The organism is Aromatoleum petrolei (genome assembly GCF_017894385.1).
In the GTDB taxonomy this organism is placed as follows: domain Bacteria; phylum Pseudomonadota; class Gammaproteobacteria; order Burkholderiales; family Rhodocyclaceae; genus Aromatoleum; species Aromatoleum petrolei.
Map to the genome: position 1 here is coordinate 1,183,136 of NZ_CP059560.1, position 15,075 is coordinate 1,198,210.

Annotated in this window: 13 protein-coding genes; 6 read left to right on the forward strand and 7 right to left on the reverse strand. The window is 63.8% G+C overall.

All coding sequences use genetic code 11. The features are described 5' to 3' along the window. Positions 1 to 277 precede the first annotated feature (277 nt). The 5 genes from ToN1_RS05335 (at position 278) to ToN1_RS05355 (ending at position 5,443) form a co-directional block, all read left to right on the forward strand. Positions 278 to 637 carry a CidA/LrgA family protein gene (locus ToN1_RS05335; protein ID WP_169205296.1) on the forward strand — a complete coding sequence of 120 codons (360 nt, stop codon included), beginning with the start codon at positions 278 to 280 and terminating at the stop codon, positions 635 to 637. Next, positions 634 to 1,365, forward strand: a complete 732-nt coding sequence (locus ToN1_RS05340; protein ID WP_169205295.1) for an LrgB family protein — start codon at positions 634 to 636, stop codon at positions 1,363 to 1,365. The genes ToN1_RS05335 and ToN1_RS05340 overlap by 4 nt, the downstream gene beginning before the upstream one ends. A 48-nt stretch (positions 1,366 to 1,413) precedes the next feature. Beyond that, positions 1,414 to 3,036 carry an MFS transporter gene (locus ToN1_RS05345; RefSeq protein WP_425305827.1) on the forward strand — a complete coding sequence of 541 codons (1,623 nt, stop codon included), beginning with the start codon at positions 1,414 to 1,416 and terminating at the stop codon, positions 3,034 to 3,036. A gap of 76 nt (positions 3,037 to 3,112) precedes the next feature. Continuing rightward, entirely contained in the window at positions 3,113 to 5,164 is a 2,052-nt protein-coding gene (fusA, locus tag ToN1_RS05350) for an elongation factor G (RefSeq protein WP_169205294.1), read from the forward strand. A gap of 18 nt (positions 5,165 to 5,182) precedes the next feature. Further along, positions 5,183 to 5,443 carry a DUF4212 domain-containing protein gene (locus ToN1_RS05355; RefSeq protein WP_169205293.1) on the forward strand — a complete coding sequence of 87 codons (261 nt, stop codon included), beginning with the start codon at positions 5,183 to 5,185 and terminating at the stop codon, positions 5,441 to 5,443. Between the two features lie 36 nt (positions 5,444 to 5,479). Here the strand turns inward: ToN1_RS05355 and ToN1_RS05360 are convergent, their stop codons facing one another. From ToN1_RS05360 to ToN1_RS05380, 5 genes are all read right to left on the reverse strand, one after another. After that, complete coding sequence (locus ToN1_RS05360; protein WP_169205292.1) at positions 5,480 to 5,857, reverse strand: hypothetical protein; 378 nt, start codon at positions 5,855 to 5,857, stop codon at positions 5,480 to 5,482. Between the two features lie 127 nt (positions 5,858 to 5,984). Continuing rightward, positions 5,985 to 7,796: a sodium:solute symporter family protein gene (locus ToN1_RS05365; RefSeq protein ID WP_169205291.1), complete on the reverse strand. Its 1,812-nt coding sequence runs from the start codon at positions 7,794 to 7,796 to the stop codon at positions 5,985 to 5,987. A 10-nt stretch (positions 7,797 to 7,806) separates the two neighbouring features. Beyond that, the gene (locus ToN1_RS05370; RefSeq protein WP_169205290.1) at positions 7,807 to 8,064 is read right to left on the reverse strand and encodes a DUF4212 domain-containing protein; all 258 of its coding nucleotides are present in this window, start codon (positions 8,062 to 8,064) and stop codon (positions 7,807 to 7,809) included. A gap of 230 nt (positions 8,065 to 8,294) precedes the next feature. Then, positions 8,295 to 9,539 (reverse strand): NADP-dependent isocitrate dehydrogenase, encoded by a 1,245-nt coding sequence (gene icd, locus ToN1_RS05375; RefSeq protein ID WP_169205289.1) that lies wholly within the window; start codon positions 9,537 to 9,539, stop codon positions 8,295 to 8,297. A gap of 311 nt (positions 9,540 to 9,850) precedes the next feature. Further along, positions 9,851 to 12,088, reverse strand: coding sequence for an NADP-dependent isocitrate dehydrogenase (locus ToN1_RS05380; protein WP_169205288.1), 2,238 nt, complete (start codon positions 12,086 to 12,088; stop codon positions 9,851 to 9,853). 348 nt (positions 12,089 to 12,436) lie between these two features. Here ToN1_RS05380 and aceK point away from each other — a divergent pair, with 348 nt between their 5' ends. Further along, on the forward strand, positions 12,437 to 14,206 hold the full coding sequence (aceK, locus tag ToN1_RS05385) for a bifunctional isocitrate dehydrogenase kinase/phosphatase (protein ID WP_169205287.1): 1,770 nt from the start codon (positions 12,437 to 12,439) through the stop codon (positions 14,204 to 14,206). A gap of 2 nt (positions 14,207 to 14,208) precedes the next feature. On the opposite strand, the gene soxZ is transcribed toward aceK, so the two are convergent. After that, entirely contained in the window at positions 14,209 to 14,520 is a 312-nt protein-coding gene (gene soxZ, locus ToN1_RS05390) for a thiosulfate oxidation carrier complex protein SoxZ (protein ID WP_169205286.1), read from the reverse strand. Continuing rightward, complete coding sequence (gene soxY / locus ToN1_RS05395) at positions 14,517 to 14,984, reverse strand: thiosulfate oxidation carrier protein SoxY (RefSeq protein ID WP_169205285.1); 468 nt, start codon at positions 14,982 to 14,984, stop codon at positions 14,517 to 14,519. The genes soxZ and soxY overlap by 4 nt, the downstream gene beginning before the upstream one ends. Between the last annotated feature and the right edge of the window lie 91 nt (positions 14,985 to 15,075).

Here is a 15,075-nt window from a genome sequence, read left to right on the forward strand (position 1 = left end):
TCCACGGAGCGATTCCGCCCCATGCACGGCACTGCGGCGCTCTCCCGTACGCGATTGCTTGCGAAGCGCCGCATTCGTCATTGAACCAGAAAATCCGCTTGCCGCCATGCAGCATTTCCCTTTACGGGTACATTCGCCACGTCCGCGGTTGTGCCGGGACACCGGCACAGGCTCCTCACGCATATCCAGGCACACTTCGGGGCACGGCCCCTTACCCTGCGATCGCGGCTGACACTAGAATGACGGCCACCCCGCACGACAGGAACCACGCAATCCGATGATTGGCGCACTGACCGTACTGCTTGTGTTCCAGCTTATCGGCGAGGCATTTGCCCGCGGACTCGATCTCCCCATCCCCGGCCCGGTCATCGGTATGGGCCTCATGTTTGCAGCCCTGGTCCTGCGCGGCGGACCTGGCGGCGAATTGCGCAGCACGGCAACCGGCATCCTGCAGCACCTGTCGCTGCTGTTCATCCCTGCCGGCACGGGGGTCATGCTCCACTTCCAGCGCCTCGCCGACGAATGGCTGCCGCTGACGGTGGCACTCATCGCCAGCACCCTGCTGTCGATCGCGGTTTCCGCGCTGCTCCTCCACATGCTGTCCCGACACACCCCGCACGGCGAGGACCGGTCGTGAAACCCGCACTCGGCGAAATCTGGGTCTACCTCTCCACCACACCGCTGCTCGGACTCACGCTCACGCTGCTCGCCTATCAAGGCGCACTATGGCTCTACCGCCGGGGCAACCACCACCCGCTGCTCAACCCGGTGATGGTCGCGGTGGCCGTTCTCGTGCTCGTCCTGACGCTCACCGGCACGCCCTACCAGACCTACTTCGACGGCGCGCAATTCGTGCACTTCCTCCTCGGCCCGGCGACTGTCGCGCTGGCCATTCCGCTCCATGCGCAATGGAAGCGCCTGAAGGGCATGCTGCTGCCCCTCCTCGTCACCCTCACCATCGGTTCCCTCACTGCCGCCCTATCGGCTGTCGGCATCGCCGCACTGCTTGGCGCTAGCCGCGAATCGGTCATGTCGATGGCGCCCAAGAGCGTCACAATGCCGATCGCGATGGGCGTGGCCGAGCGCCTCGGCGGCCTGCCCTCGCTGACTGCGGTACTGGTAATGAGCACCGGCATCCTCGGCGCCGTCGGTGCCCGCTACGTCTACCGCCTGCTGCACATCGAGGATCATGCCGTGCGCGGCTTCGCGATCGGCATCGCCTCGCACGGCATCGGCACCGCGCGCGCCTTCCAGGTGAGCGAGCAGGCCGGCGCCTTCGCGGCGCTGGCGATGGGGCTCAACGGCCTGCTCACCGCCGCGATGCTGCCGTGGATCCTGCCGTGGCTCGAATCGCTGCTGCGCTGATCGCCGCACTCCGCTCCCCCGACCACGCCCCGACGGAATCCTGCCCTGATGACTGCCCTGCTTCGCTGGTTCGACCGCACCATCCTCGAACTCGGCCGCGAGATGCGACTATCCTACCTGCCGCCGCTGATGGTTTATGTCGCGGCGGGGGTCTCCGGCCTCACCGGCATCGTCGGGACATTCTTCGTCAAGGATTATCTCGGCCTGTCGGCCTCCTTCCTCGCCGCACTGGGCTTCTGGGCAGGCATCCCGTGGGCGCTCAAGATGCCCATCGGCCATCTCGTCGACCTGCTGTGGCGTCACAAGGCCGGTCTCGTCTATCTCGGCGCCTCGCTCATCGCGGCAAGCCTGCTCATCATGATCGGCCTGATCGGCAACCCCACCGCAATGCGGCAGGTGATGTCTGCCGAGGCATGGTTCGTGCTGTCCGCGCTGCTCGCACCGATCGGCTACGTGATGCAGGACGCCGTCGCCGACGCGATGACCGTCGAGGCGGTGCCGCGACTCGACGAAGATGGCAATCCCTTCCCGGACGAGACCGTGCGCCTGATGCACACGACGATGCAGATGCTTGGCCGCGTCGCGATCATCGGCGGTACCGTGCTCGTGTCGCTGGCCAACGTCGCCATGTTCCAGGGCAGCGAAACTCTGCCTGAAGCGGACAAGGTCGCAATCTACGTGCACATCTACGAACTTGCGCTGTTGATCCCGCTGCTGTCCGTGAGCGGAGTGCTGCTGGCGGGCGGCCTCAAGCGCCGCGAAGCCCGGCGCCTCGCCCGCCTCGGCCACGACGCAGCGACGATCGACCGCCTCGTCCATGCTCCCGAGCAGGCCACAACCCCCAACTGGTGGATCCTCGGCGGCAGCGCGGCCTTTGTCGCCCTCACCCTCGCGGTGGGTCTGTCCGGCCTCGGCTACGGCCAGGAGCTGATCTTCGGCGCCTCCTTCGTAATCATCGGCGTGATGATCTTCCGCCTGTTGCGCGAACTGTCGGACGACGCACGTCGCACCCTGCTCGGCACCATCATCGTGATCTTCGTCTTCCGCGCCATGCCCGGACCCGGCGCCGGTGCGAGTTGGTGGATGATCGACGAACTCGGCTTCGACCAGAGCTTCCTGTCGCGCCTCGACCTCATCACCAGTACGCTCACGCTCGCCGGCCTCTTCCTCTTCCGCCGTTTCATGGCCGAAAAATCCATCGCGCACATCGTGGTCTTCCTGACCGTGGCCAGCACGCTCCTGTCGCTTCCCATCCTCGGCATGTTCCACGGTATGCACGAATGGACCGCTGCCGCAACGGGCGGCCTCGTCGATGCGCGCTTCATCGCCATCGCCAACACCGCCCTGGAATCGCCGCTCGGGCAGGTGTCCATGGTGCCCATGCTCGCGTGGATTGCGAATTCCGCACCGTCTCATCTCAAGGCGACCTTCTTTGCGGTGATGGCGTCCTTCACCAACCTCGCGCTGTCGGCGTCCCAGCTCGGCACCAAGTACCTCAACGAGATCTACACGATCACCCGCGAAGTGCGCGACGCAGCGAGCGGCGCTGTCACCGTGGCGGCGAACTACGCCGAACTCGGCCAGCTCCTCGCCATGGTGCTGCTGCTCGGCCTCACCCTGCCGCTGCTGGCCATCGCGACGACGCGGCTGCTCGGGCTGCGCAGCGCATGAGCATAGGTGCGAAACCGTTGCGCAGCCGCGGCGACAGGGGGAAACTGCGAGACAAAGGCCACCTGAGGACAAGTCCATGACACCTGCTTCGGTTCACGACATCCGCAACCTTGCCCTGCTCGGCCACGCCGGCTGCGGCAAGACCACCCTGCTCGAGGCCCTGCTCGTCGCCTCGGGCACCATCGGCGCCGCCGGCACGATCGAGCGCGGCGATACCATCAGCGATTTCGACGCCCAGGAAAAGGCGATGGCGCATTCGCTATCGACCTCGCTCGCGCACCTCGAATGGGCCGGGCACTGGGTCAACCTCCTCGACACCCCGGGACTGCCCGATCTCGCCGGCCGCGCCCTGTCCGCGCTCCCCGCAGTCGAAACCGCGGCGGTGCTGGTCAGCGCGCCCGCCGGCATCGAAAGCGGCACCCGCCGCATGATGGAGGCCGCGCGCGACAAATGCCGCCTCATCGTCGTCTCGAAGATCGACGCGGCCACGCCGGCGTCACTCGCCGCGCTGCTGGAAGACCTGTGCACCACCTTCGGACGCGAGTGCCTGCCGATCAACCTGCCGTCCGCAAGCGGCGATTCGGTGATCGACTGCTTCTTCGCCCCCGACGCCAACCGCGAACCGGCCTTCTCCTCCGTCCTGGCCGCGCACGACAGCATCGTCGATCAGGTCGTAGAGCTCGACGAGGCGCTGATGGCAAGCTATCTCGAACAGGGCGAATCACTCGACCCCGAGCAGCTCCACGCCCCCTTCGAGCAAGCCCTGCGCGAAGGCCACCTCATCCCGGTGTGCTTCGTGTCGGCGCGCACCGGCGCCGGCGTCAAGGAAATGCTCGACATCCTCGGCCGCCTCATGCCCGATCCGACCGAAGGCAATCCGCCGCGCTTCCTCAAGGGCGAAGGCTCTGCCGCACAGGAAGTCGACGTCGCAGCCGATCCGGACCGCCACGTCATCGCACACGTATTCCAGGTCGCCAACGACCCCTACCGCGGCAAGCTGGGCCTGTTCCGCATCCACCAGGGACGCATCAGCCCCAACACCCAACTCTACATCGGCGACAGCCGCAAGCCCTTCAAGGTCTCGCACCTGCTGCGCCTGCAGGGGAAGAGCCAGGCGGAGACGCCTCTGGGCGTGCCCGGCGACATCTGCGCCGTGGCGCGCGTCGACGACATCCACCCGAACGCAGTGCTGCACGACTCGCATGACGAGGACAACTACCATCTCGCCCCCGGCAGCTACCCGCAGCCCGTGTTCGGTCTCGCGCTGATTCCGCAGAAGCATGGCGACGAACAGAAGCTCGCCGAGGCGCTCGCGCGCCTGCTCGACGAAGACCCGTGCATCGAAGTCGGCTTCGACCACCAGGCCCGCCAGACCGTCGTGCGCGGGCTCGGCGAGCTGCACCTGAAGATCATCCTCGAGCAGCTGCGCGCGCGCTGGAACCTGCAGTTCGACACCGCGACACCGTCCGTGCCCTACCGCGAGACGATCAACGGCGCGGCCGAGGCGCGCTACCGGCACAAGAAGCAGAGCGGCGGCGCCGGCCAGTTCGGCGAAGTCGCGCTGCGCGTCGAATCGCTGCCGCGCGGCTCGGGCATCGAACTCGGCAACGAGGTCAAGGGCGGAGCGATTCCGACCAACTACCTGCCCGCAGTCGAGAAAGGCGTGCGCCAGGCATTGGCCGAAGGCGCGCTCGCCGGTTTCCCGGTGCAGGACGTCCGGGTCGTGCTCGTCGACGGCAAGGCCCATGCTGTGGACTCGAACGAGGTGTCCTTCGTCACCGCCGGCCGGCACGCAACGCTCGAGGCGCTGGTCGGCGCGCGGCCGGTGGTCCTGGAACCGCTCGTCAGCGTCACGGTGAAGATCGCCGACGGCAACTTTGGCGAGGTCAGCGCCGAATTTGCGGGCCGGCGCGGCCACCTGACGACGACAGAAAGCCCCGCGAGTGGCGTCATGCTACTCACGGCGACGCTGCCGCTGGCCGAGATGGAAGGCTTCGAGGCACGCCTGAAGGCCATCTGCGCCGGAGAAAGTGAATTCTCGATGGCCGCCGCCGGCTATGAGCCAGCACCGCAGGACGTGCAGCAACGTCTCGCCAAGGCCTGGACTGGCCACGGCAGCGGGCAGTAAGGCGCACGGAGCATCACGATGAAGCTCACCGAACAGCACCGGGTTTACTGGCGCAGAAACCTGTTGCTGACCTTCTCGCTGCTGTCGGTGTGGTTTCTCGTGAGCTTCGTCGCCGGCTATTATGCCGACGAGCTCAACCGCTTCACGTTCATGAGCTTCCCGCTCGGCTTCTACATCTTCGCCCAGGGCTCGCAAATCACCTTCGTCATTTTGATCGGGATTTACGTGCTGGCGATGAACCACCTGGACCGCAAATACCAGATCGGCGAGAAACGCTGAACCGCATCGCGGCCCGGTTCAACCGGGCGACGGCCTTCAGTCGGCCGCGGCCGGCGCCGCCTCACTCCGCTTTCGGAGAACGAAAGGGTGGGCATGGCGGCTCAGGATGAAATCTGCCAGGAACTTGCACCAGATCGTGCCACCGGCGAGGGCGCTCCAGGTTTCGTAAGGCAGGATCCCGGCCAGCACACCGAAGATCACATAGGCCACCACGCCGCCGCCGAGCAGATTGATCAGCGCGGTAAACGGCGCGAATTTCTGCGGGTCTGCGGGCGGCTGGCCGCGCTTGAGCGCGACTTCGGAGAAGTCCCGCCGGAAGATGATGCGCCATGCCCGCCGCAGCCAGTAGAAGGCAATCGGAAACAGGGCGAGGAAGAGAATCCAGTTGAGGGCGATGCCGACGTCGAAAGCCATGTGACGCTCCTGACTCTTGCGGCGCCGCGCGCCGCTGGGTAAACCGCCCCGACCACGGGCCGGGGCTGCGGTGCCGCTCCCCAGCCGGGGGGCGGCACCGCGATCGTGCTTCTGCTTCAGTCAGCGATCAATGCGCATGGGCGCCATCGACCGCCTTGGCTCCGCGCGGCACACGCACGCTCTCCACCAGATGCTGGATGTGCTCCGGCGGCTCCTGCGTGAGCTTGTCGACCACGAAGGCGACCCCGAAGTTGATCAGCGCGCCGATCGCACCGAAGGCTTCCGGCGTGATTCCAAAGAAGCTGTTCGCGCCCCCGATCAGACCGAGGAACTCGGTGCCCTTGATGAAGAAGATGCCCTTGTGTGCGAACACGTAGAACAAGGTCACGAAGAGGCCCGCCAGCATGCCGGACACAGCGCCCTCCTTGTTCATCTTCTTGCTGAAGATGCCCATCATGATCGCCGGGAAGAGCGAACTGGCCGCAATACCGAAGGCCAGCGCCACCGTACCAGCCGCGAATCCGGGAGGATTCAGGCCGAGCCAGCCGGAGATCACGATCGCGACCGCCATGGCGATCTTGCCGGCCATCAGCTCGCCCTTCTCGGTGATATCCGGCATGAACACGCCCTTGATCAGGTCATGCGACACCGCGGCGGAGATCGCCATCAGCAGACCGGCAGCGGTCGACAGCGCGGCAGCCAGACCGCCCGCTGCCACCAGCGCGATCACCCAGTTGGGCAGCAGCGCGATTTCCGGGTTGGCCAGCACGATGATGTCGGCATTGACCGTCAGCTCGTTGCCCTTCCAGCCAGCCTGTTCGGCCTTGGCCTTCGCGTCGGCATTCTTGGTCGCATCGTTGTAGTACTGGATGCGGCCGTCGCCGTTCTTGTCCTCGAACTTCAACAGGCCAGTTTTCTCCCAACGCTTCATCCAATCCGGACGCTCTTCGGCCTTGAGGCTGGCCTCCGGTGCGTACAGGTCGCCGCCCTTCATCACCGCGGCATTCACCGTCGAATGCAGATTCAGCTTCGCCATAGCTGCGACCGCCGGGGCCGTCGTGTACAGGATGGCGATGAACACCAGCGCCCAACCGGCCGAGGTGCGAGCATCCGCCACCTTCGGCACGGTGAAGAAGCGCATGATGACGTGCGGCAGACCCGCAGTGCCGATCATCAGCGACATTGTGTAGACGAACATGTTGAGCGTGCTGCCCGCGGTCGTCGTCGTGTATTTGCCGAACCCGAGGTCGGTCACCACCTGGTCGAGCGTGGTGAGCAGCGACAAGTTGCTGCCGCTCATGTCCGAACCCAAGCCCAGTTGCGGAATCGGGTTACCGGTCAGTTGCAGCGAGATGAAGATAGCCGGGATGGTGTAGGCGAAGATCAGCACGATGTACTGGGCCACCTGCGTGTAGGTGATGCCCTTCATGCCGCCGAACACCGCGTACATGAACACGATGCCCATACCTACGTAGATCCCTGTCTCGCTCGACACTCCGAGGAAGCGCGAGAATGCGACGCCCACACCCGTCATCTGGCCGATGATGTAAGTGATCGACGCGGTCAGCAGGCAGACGACGGCCACGGTCGAGGCGGTCTTCGAGTAGAACCGGTCGCCGATGAACTGGGGCACGGTGAACTTGCCGAACTTCCGGAGGTAGGGAGCAAGCAGGCACGCCAATAGGACGTAACCGCCGGTCCATCCCATCAGGAACAGGCCGCCGCCGTAGCCCATGTTGGCGATCAGGCCGGCCATCGAGATGAACGAGGCCGCCGACATCCAGTCGGCCGCTGTCGCCATGCCGTTCATGACCGGGGGCACGCCGCCGCCGGCGACGTAGAACTCGGACGTCGAACCCGCACGCGCCCAGATGGCGATGCCTATGTACAGGGCGAAACTCAACCCGACGACAATGTAGATTGTGGTTTGCAGATCCATGTCGCGGCCCTCAGTCTTCGTGAACGTCGAATTGGCGATCGATGTCGCCCATCTTCTTCGCGTAGTAGAAGATCAACGCGATGAAGACGTAGATCGAACCCTGATGCGCGAACCAGAACCCCAGCGGATAGCCGCCGAGAGAGATGCTGTTCAGCGCAGGCGCAAACAGGATGCCCGCCCCGAACGAGACCACGAACCAGATCACCATTACCTTGACGAGCAACCCCAGGGTCGCACGCCAATACGCTGCACTTGTGTCGTCCATCATGTCTCCTCTTATAGTTTGCGCCTTGGGTGACACTCGGCCAGAGATGCTCGACCGACAAGGCCGCAGTGGGATTGTTGAAACACTCCCTTACTGTTCGCTTACAAGCCTTAAATTTTTTTAATGCCCCCATTTGAAAAAATGCGATCTGCATCGACGAAAAAAAACCGCCCGCCTTGCGGCGAGCGGTTCTCTTCGGGATGGAAATTCGAGCCGGGCTCGAAATCGGTGACTTACATGCGTGCGATCATCGCATCGCCGAAGGCCGAGCACGACACTTCCTGCGCCCCCTCCATCAGGCGCGCGAAGTCGTAGGTCACGACCTTGTCGCCGATCGCCGCTTCCATGCCCTTGATGACCAGGTCTGCGGCTTCCTTCCAGTCGAGGTGGCGCAGCATCATCTCGGCGGACAGGATCAGCGAGCCGGGATTGACCTTGTCGAGCCCGGCATACTTCGGCGCAGTCCCGTGGGTCGCCTCGAAACACGCATACTGGTCGGAGATGTTCGCCCCCGGCGCGATGCCGATGCCGCCGACCTGGGCTGCCAGCGCATCGGAGATGTAATCGCCGTTCAGGTTCGTGGTCGCGATCACGTCGTATTCGGCCGGACGCAGCAGGATCTGCTGCAGGAAGGCATCGGCGATCGCGTCCTTGACGACGATCTCGCGGCCGGTCTTCGGGTTCTTGAACTTGCACCACGGTCCGCCGTCGATCGGCTGCGCGCCGAATTCCTCCTGCGCGACCTTGTAACCGGTGTCGCGGAACAGACCTTCCGTGAACTTCATGATGTTGCCCTTGTGCACCAGGGTCACTGACTTGCGGTCGTTGTCGATCGCATACCGGATCGCCGCGCGCACGAGCCGGCTCGTACCTTCCGCCGACACCGGCTTGATACCGATGCCGGAGGTCGCGGGAAAGCGGATCTTCGTCACGCCCATCTCCTTCTGCAGGAAGGCGATGACCTTCTTCACCTGCTCCGAGCCCGATGCCCACTCGATGCCCGCGTAGATGTCCTCGGTGTTCTCACGGTAGATGACCATATCGGTAAGCTCCGGATTCTTCAGGGGCGAGGGCACGCCCTTGAAGTAGCGCACCGGACGCACGCATTGGTACAGGTCCAGTTCCTGACGCAAAGCCACGTTCAGCGAACGGATGCCGCCGCCGACCGGGGTCGTCATCGGCCCCTTGATCGACACCGAGTATTCCTTGAGCGCGTCGAAGGTTTCCTTCGGTAGCCACTCGTCGGGACCGTACAGCTGGGTCGATTTCTCGCCCGCATAGACTTCCATCCAGTGGATCTTTTTCTTGCCGCTGTATGCCTTCGCAACCGCTGCGTCAATGACCTTGATCATCACCGGCGTGATGTCCACGCCGATACCATCGCCCTCGATGAACGGGATGATCGGTTGGTCGGGAATTGTCTGGCCGGGAATGATCTTCTGGCCACCTGCGGGAACCTTGATTTTGGATGCGCTCATGCCTACTCCCTCTTCGTGTGGATGTGTCTCGCTTGATTCAGCTCGTCGCTGAAAACCCTTGGCTTGCAGCTTGGGGAGCATCTCGCTGGCCGACCACCGGAACGCCATGCCATACAGATAAGCCGCCCCAATCCAGCTGATGATTATGGCGCAAAACCACGCGACACGTCCCGCAGGACGGATGATCAAACGCACGCCATGCGCCATCTGCGCAGCACCCGCGGATGCGCAGACGAAAAAAAACCAGCGCAGGGCGCTGGTTTTTGCGTTGCAGGCCGGCCCGCTCGAAGCGGAGTCGGCGCAAACCACCGTCAGGCATTCACAGTTGCAAGTACCGCGTTGAGAGTTGCGCTCGGACGCATCACCGCCTCGGTCTTGACCGGATCGGCGCAGTAGTAGCCACCGATGTCGACCGGCTTGCCCTGCACCGCGCTGAGTTCGGCGACGATCTTCTGCTCGTTCTCGGCAAGAGCCTTCGCGAGCGGCGCGAAGCGCGCCCTCAGCTCGACGTCCTCGTCCTGCGCCGCCAGCGCCTCGGCCCAATACAGGGCGAGGTAGAAGTGGCTGCCGCGGTTGTCGATCTGGCCGGTGCGACGCGAGGGCGACTTGTCGTTGTCAAGCAGCTTGCCGGTCGCTTCGTCGAGCGTCTTCGCCAGCAGCTTCGCCTTCGCGTTGCCGGTCTTGATGCCCATTTCCTCCAGCGACACCGCCAGCGCGAGGAATTCACCGAGCGAATCCCAGCGCAGGTGGTTTTCCTCGACCAGCTGCTGCACGTGCTTCGGGGCCGAACCTCCCGCGCCGGTCTCGTACATGCCGCCGCCAGCCATCAGCGGGACGATCGACAGCATCTTGGCGCTGGTGCCCAGTTCCATGATCGGGAACAGGTCGGTCAGGTAGTCGCGCAGGATGTTGCCGGTCACCGAGATCGTGTCGAGGCCGCGCGCCACGCGCTCGAGCGTGTAACGCATCGCGCGCACCTGCGACATGATCTGGATGTCGAGGCCGCTGGTGTCGTGATCCTTCAGGTACTTCTGCACCTTCTTGATCAACTCGTTCTCGTGCGGACGATAGGGGTCGAGCCAGAAGATCGCCGGCATGCCCGAGTTGCGCGCACGCGTGACGGCGAGCTTGACCCAGTCGCGGATCGGCGCATCCTTCACCTGGCACATGCGCCAGATATCGCCCGCTTCGACGTTCTGCGACATCAGCACTTCGCCGGTGTCGATGTCGGTGATGTTCGCGACGCCGTCTTCCGGCATCTCGAAGGTCTTGTCGTGCGATCCGTATTCCTCGGCCTGCTGCGCCATCAGGCCGACGTTCGGCACCGTGCCCATGGTGGCCGGGTCGAAGTTGCCGTGCCACTTGCAGAAGCTGATCATCTCCTGGTAGATGCGGGCGAAGGTCGACTCCGGCATGACGCACTTGCTGTCGTACTGCTTGCCGTCTGCGCCCCACATCTTGCCGCCACCGCGAATCATCGCCGGCATGGAGGCGTCGACGATGATGTCGTTGGGCGAGTGGAAGTTCGTGATGCCCTTGGCCGAGTCAACCATCGCCAGACGCGGGCGGTGTTCCTGGCAGGCGTGCAGGTCGCGGATGATCTCGTCGCGCTTCGACTCGGGCAGAGTCTCGATCTTCTCGTACAACGTGGCCATGCCGTTATTGACGTTGATGCCCAGTTCGTCGAACAGCTTGCCGTGCTTCTCGAAGGCTTCCTTGTAGTAGATCTTCACGCAGTGGCCGAAGACGATCGGGTGCGAGACCTTCATCATCGTCGCCTTCACATGCAGCGAGAACAGGATGCCGGCTTCACGGCAGTCGTCGAGCTGCTGCTCGTAGAACTCGCACAGCGCCTTCTTGCTCATGAACATCGAATCGATGATCTCGCCGTCGAGCAGTGCGACCTTCGGCTTCAGCACGACGGCCTTGCCGCTCTTCGTGACGAGCTCCATCTTCACATTGCGCGCGCGGTCGAGCGTCATCGACTTTTCGCCGTGGTAGAAGTCCCCGTGCTCCATGTGCGAGACGTGGGTCTGCGACCACTGCTTCCACTCACCCATCGAATGCGGGTGCTTCTTGGCGTAGTTCTTGACCGCCGCAGGAGCGCGACGGTCGGAGTTGCCTTCGCGCAGCACCGGGTTCACCGCGGAACCGAGGCACTTGCCGTAACGGACCTTGAGCGCCTTTTCTTCCTCGGTCGTCGGGTTCTCCGGATAGTCCGGGATCGCGTAGCCTTTCGACTGGAGTTCCTTGATGCAGGCGATCAGCTGCGCGACGGAGGCGCTGATGTTCGGCAACTTGATGATGTTGGTGTCCGGGTCCTGGGTCAGGCGGCCGAGTTCGGCGAGATTGTCGGGGACCTTCTGGGCGTCGGCGAGGTAATCCGAAAATTCAGCCAGCACGCGGGCCGCAACCGAAATGTCGCTCTTCTGGATCGTCACACCGGCCGGCGCCGTAAACGTCTCGATGATCGGCAACAACGAGTAGGTCGCCAGCAGGGGCGCCTCGTCGGTGAGCGTGTAGATGATCGTCGAACTCTTGTCTGTCATGCATTTCTCCCGGATTATTTCTGTATGGCGCGAAGCCAGGCCGACGCTTGAACCGACCGAAGTACGCCCCTTCACTGCGGGATCGCCCCCCGGACCTTTTGAGACAGCTGCGCATTATAAACCTGCCCCGGTGGCAGTATGCCGCAATTCTGATAAATCAGGTCTTATATAAGACACAAGATAAATCGAGAAGGGATTCTGCCGACTGCAAACCACTCTTTCCCACCCGGTGCTGACGCCGTTCGACAGCCACGCGCGCGGCCATGCCGCAGGCAAGGCGTTCGCCGCGCGCTAGAATCGAGAGCAGTCGTCCTGTTGCCACGCCGCCATCACCGTGACGAGGAAGCCATGGAAGCACCGACGGGAGAAAACGTCCTTGCCCAGTCGATCGCACAAGCCCTGATCGAGGGTTTCAACAAGCACTACCGTATCTTCCGCGAGACATCCCGGCGCGCGAAGGAGAGTTTCGAGGCCGCCGAATGGCAGGCACAGCTCGCGGCGGTGCGCGACCGCGTACAGTTCTACGACGATCGCGTCGAGGAGACGGTGCGCCGCCTGCACGAGGAATTCGATGCCGATTCCGTCGATGACGACACCTGGCAGCAGGCCAAGCTCCACTACATCGGCATCCTCATCCGCCACAAGCAGCCGGAGCTCGCCGAGACCTTCTTCAATTCCGTGTGCTGCAAGATCCTGCACCGCACCTACTTCAACAACGACTACCTGTTCGCGCGCCCGGCGATCTCCACCGAGTACATGGAGTCCTACCCGCCGGTCTATAGCAGCTACTATCCGCGCGATGCGGGCCTGCGCGAGACGGTGCGGCGCATCATCGAGGACTTCGACTGGCAGCGCCCCTTCACGGACCTCGACCGCGACGTCGACTTGATCCTGCACACCGTGCACCGGCATCTGGGCGAGTGGCCCGACATGGAGGTGAACTGCCAGATCCAGGTGTTGTACTCGGCCTTCTATCGCAACAAGACGGCCTACATCATCGGCAAGGGCATCAACGGCTACCAGGAATACCCGTTCGCGATTGCCGTGCGCCACAACGCCTCGGGCCGGCTCGAGATCGACACCATCCTGCTCGATCCGTGGCGCATCTCGGTGCTGTTCTCGCTGTCGCGCGCGTATTTCCTCGTCGACATGGAAGTACCGTCCGGATACGTCCAGTTCCTGCGCTCGATCATGCCCAACAAGCACCGCTCGGAGCTCTATACCATGCTGGGCCTAGGCAAGCAGGGCAAGACCATGTTTTTCCGCGACCTCATCGCGCATCTGCGCCACTCCAACGATCAGTTCGTGATCGCGCCGGGTATTCGCGGCATGGTGATGCTCGTCTTCACGCTCCCGTCCTACCCCTATGTGTTCAAGGTCATCAAGGACGTCTTCGGCTCATCGAAGAACACCGACCGCGCGACCGTAAAACGCAAATACGTGATGGTCAAACGCGTCGACCGTGTGGGCCGGATGGCCGACACGCTGGAATTCTCCAACGCCGCCCTGCCCTTGGCACGTTTTCACCCGGAATTGCTCGAGGAAATGCGCAGCCTCGCACCAAGCGCGTTCGAGATCGATGGCGACTCGGTGATCATCAAACACCTCTACATCGAACGCCGCATGACCCCGCTCAACATCTACCTCGAGCGCTCGAGCAACGAGCAGGTCGAGCACGCCGTGCGCGAATACGGCAATGCGATCAGGGAGATGGCGACGGCGAACATATTCCCGGGCGACATGCTGTGGAAGAACTTCGGCGTCACGCGCTACGGCCGGGTGGTGTTCTACGACTATGACGAAATCGAGTACATGACGGACATGAACTTCCGCCACATCCCGGAGGCTCCCTACCCGGAGATGGAAATGTCGGGCGAGCCTTGGTACTCCGCCGGGCCGATGGACGTGTTCCCCGAGGAGTTTGCGACTTTCCTGCTGGGCGCCCCGCGCGTGCGCCAAGCCTTCATGAAATACCACCGCGACCTGCTCACGCCGGCCTTCTGGCAGCGCACGCAGGCCTCGATCCGCAGCGGCTACGTCGAGGACTTCTTCCCGTACCCGGAAGAACTGCGCTTCTACCACCTGCATGCGTCCGGGGAACGGCGCACCGTCGGCTGAGGCTAGACGACGCGAATGGCGTCGCTGCGCGAGTCGCCGAGATTGTCGCGCCAGCTCACAACGATCTCGTCGCCCGGCGCACCGCCAGCGATGCTGAATGCGAGGTAGGGGTTCATTGCGATCGACGGCCCGAAGTCCGCCTCCAGCACGATCTCGCCATTGCGCTGCACGCTCACCTCGGTGATGAAATGCGCGGGTATGCGCTTGCCCTCGGCATCCTTGCGCAAACCGTTCTCCATCGGATGCGACAACAGCATGCGCAACTCCGTGGCACCGTCCTTGCGCGTTGCGCGGATGCGCGTCGGCGTGCTCATGTCCCGCAGCCCCCCACCGTCACCGTGACCTCCCGCCACGCAACAAAGAGGCGCCCCTCGGCCCTCACCAGCGCATGCACGCGCGTCGAGCGCGCCATCTTGACGCGGGTCTGGATAGCCGGCGCCATCGCCCCGGAGAGGCGGAAACTGGCAGCAACCTTGTACGGATTCTCCTCGATCAGGACCACGATCTGCTCCGTCCGCGGAATGTCGCTGGCCACCGAGATCGTTACCGCGCGGCCGTCCTCGGCCACATCCGGCGCCACGATGCGGACCGCACCACTTTCCGCTGCATCCTCGGCGCCGAGCGCGCGCAGGGCATCGTCGAAGGTCGTGGCCTCGAATGCGGCCACGTTCCTCGCATCCCGAGCCTGCGCCGGCGCTGCGATCCCGACCGCTGCCAGCACGGACCAGATCCCTGCTGCACCGCCCGCCCTCAGCACATCCCTGCGCCGACTATCCATCCCTGCTCCCGAAATTCCAATCTCTTCCATCGCTGAGGACGTCGTCCGGATGCGCCTGACACGCGCGCTATACTGCGCAGTCCGCGCTCGC

Coding starts and splice junctions, on each gene's coding strand:
- ToN1_RS05365 (WP_169205291.1), bottom strand. CDS start 7,796: ATGGATCTGCAAACCACAATCTACATTGTCGTCGGGTTGAGTTTCGCC.
- ToN1_RS05355 (WP_169205293.1), top strand. CDS start 5,183: ATGAAGCTCACCGAACAGCACCGGGTTTACTGGCGCAGAAACCTGTTG.
- ToN1_RS05380 (WP_169205288.1), bottom strand. CDS start 12,088: ATGACAGACAAGAGTTCGACGATCATCTACACGCTCACCGACGAGGCG.
- ToN1_RS05345 (WP_425305827.1), top strand. CDS start 1,414: ATGACTGCCCTGCTTCGCTGGTTCGACCGCACCATCCTCGAACTCGGC.
- ToN1_RS05370 (WP_169205290.1), bottom strand. CDS start 8,064: ATGATGGACGACACAAGTGCAGCGTATTGGCGTGCGACCCTGGGGTTG.
- soxZ (WP_169205286.1), bottom strand. CDS start 14,520: ATGAGCACGCCGACGCGCATCCGCGCAACGCGCAAGGACGGTGCCACG.
- ToN1_RS05360 (WP_169205292.1), bottom strand. CDS start 5,857: ATGGCTTTCGACGTCGGCATCGCCCTCAACTGGATTCTCTTCCTCGCC.
- ToN1_RS05335 (WP_169205296.1), top strand. CDS start 278: ATGATTGGCGCACTGACCGTACTGCTTGTGTTCCAGCTTATCGGCGAG.
- fusA (WP_169205294.1), top strand. CDS start 3,113: ATGACACCTGCTTCGGTTCACGACATCCGCAACCTTGCCCTGCTCGGC.
- icd (WP_169205289.1), bottom strand. CDS start 9,539: ATGAGCGCATCCAAAATCAAGGTTCCCGCAGGTGGCCAGAAGATCATT.
- soxY (WP_169205285.1), bottom strand. CDS start 14,984: ATGGATAGTCGGCGCAGGGATGTGCTGAGGGCGGGCGGTGCAGCAGGG.
- aceK (WP_169205287.1), top strand. CDS start 12,437: ATGGAAGCACCGACGGGAGAAAACGTCCTTGCCCAGTCGATCGCACAA.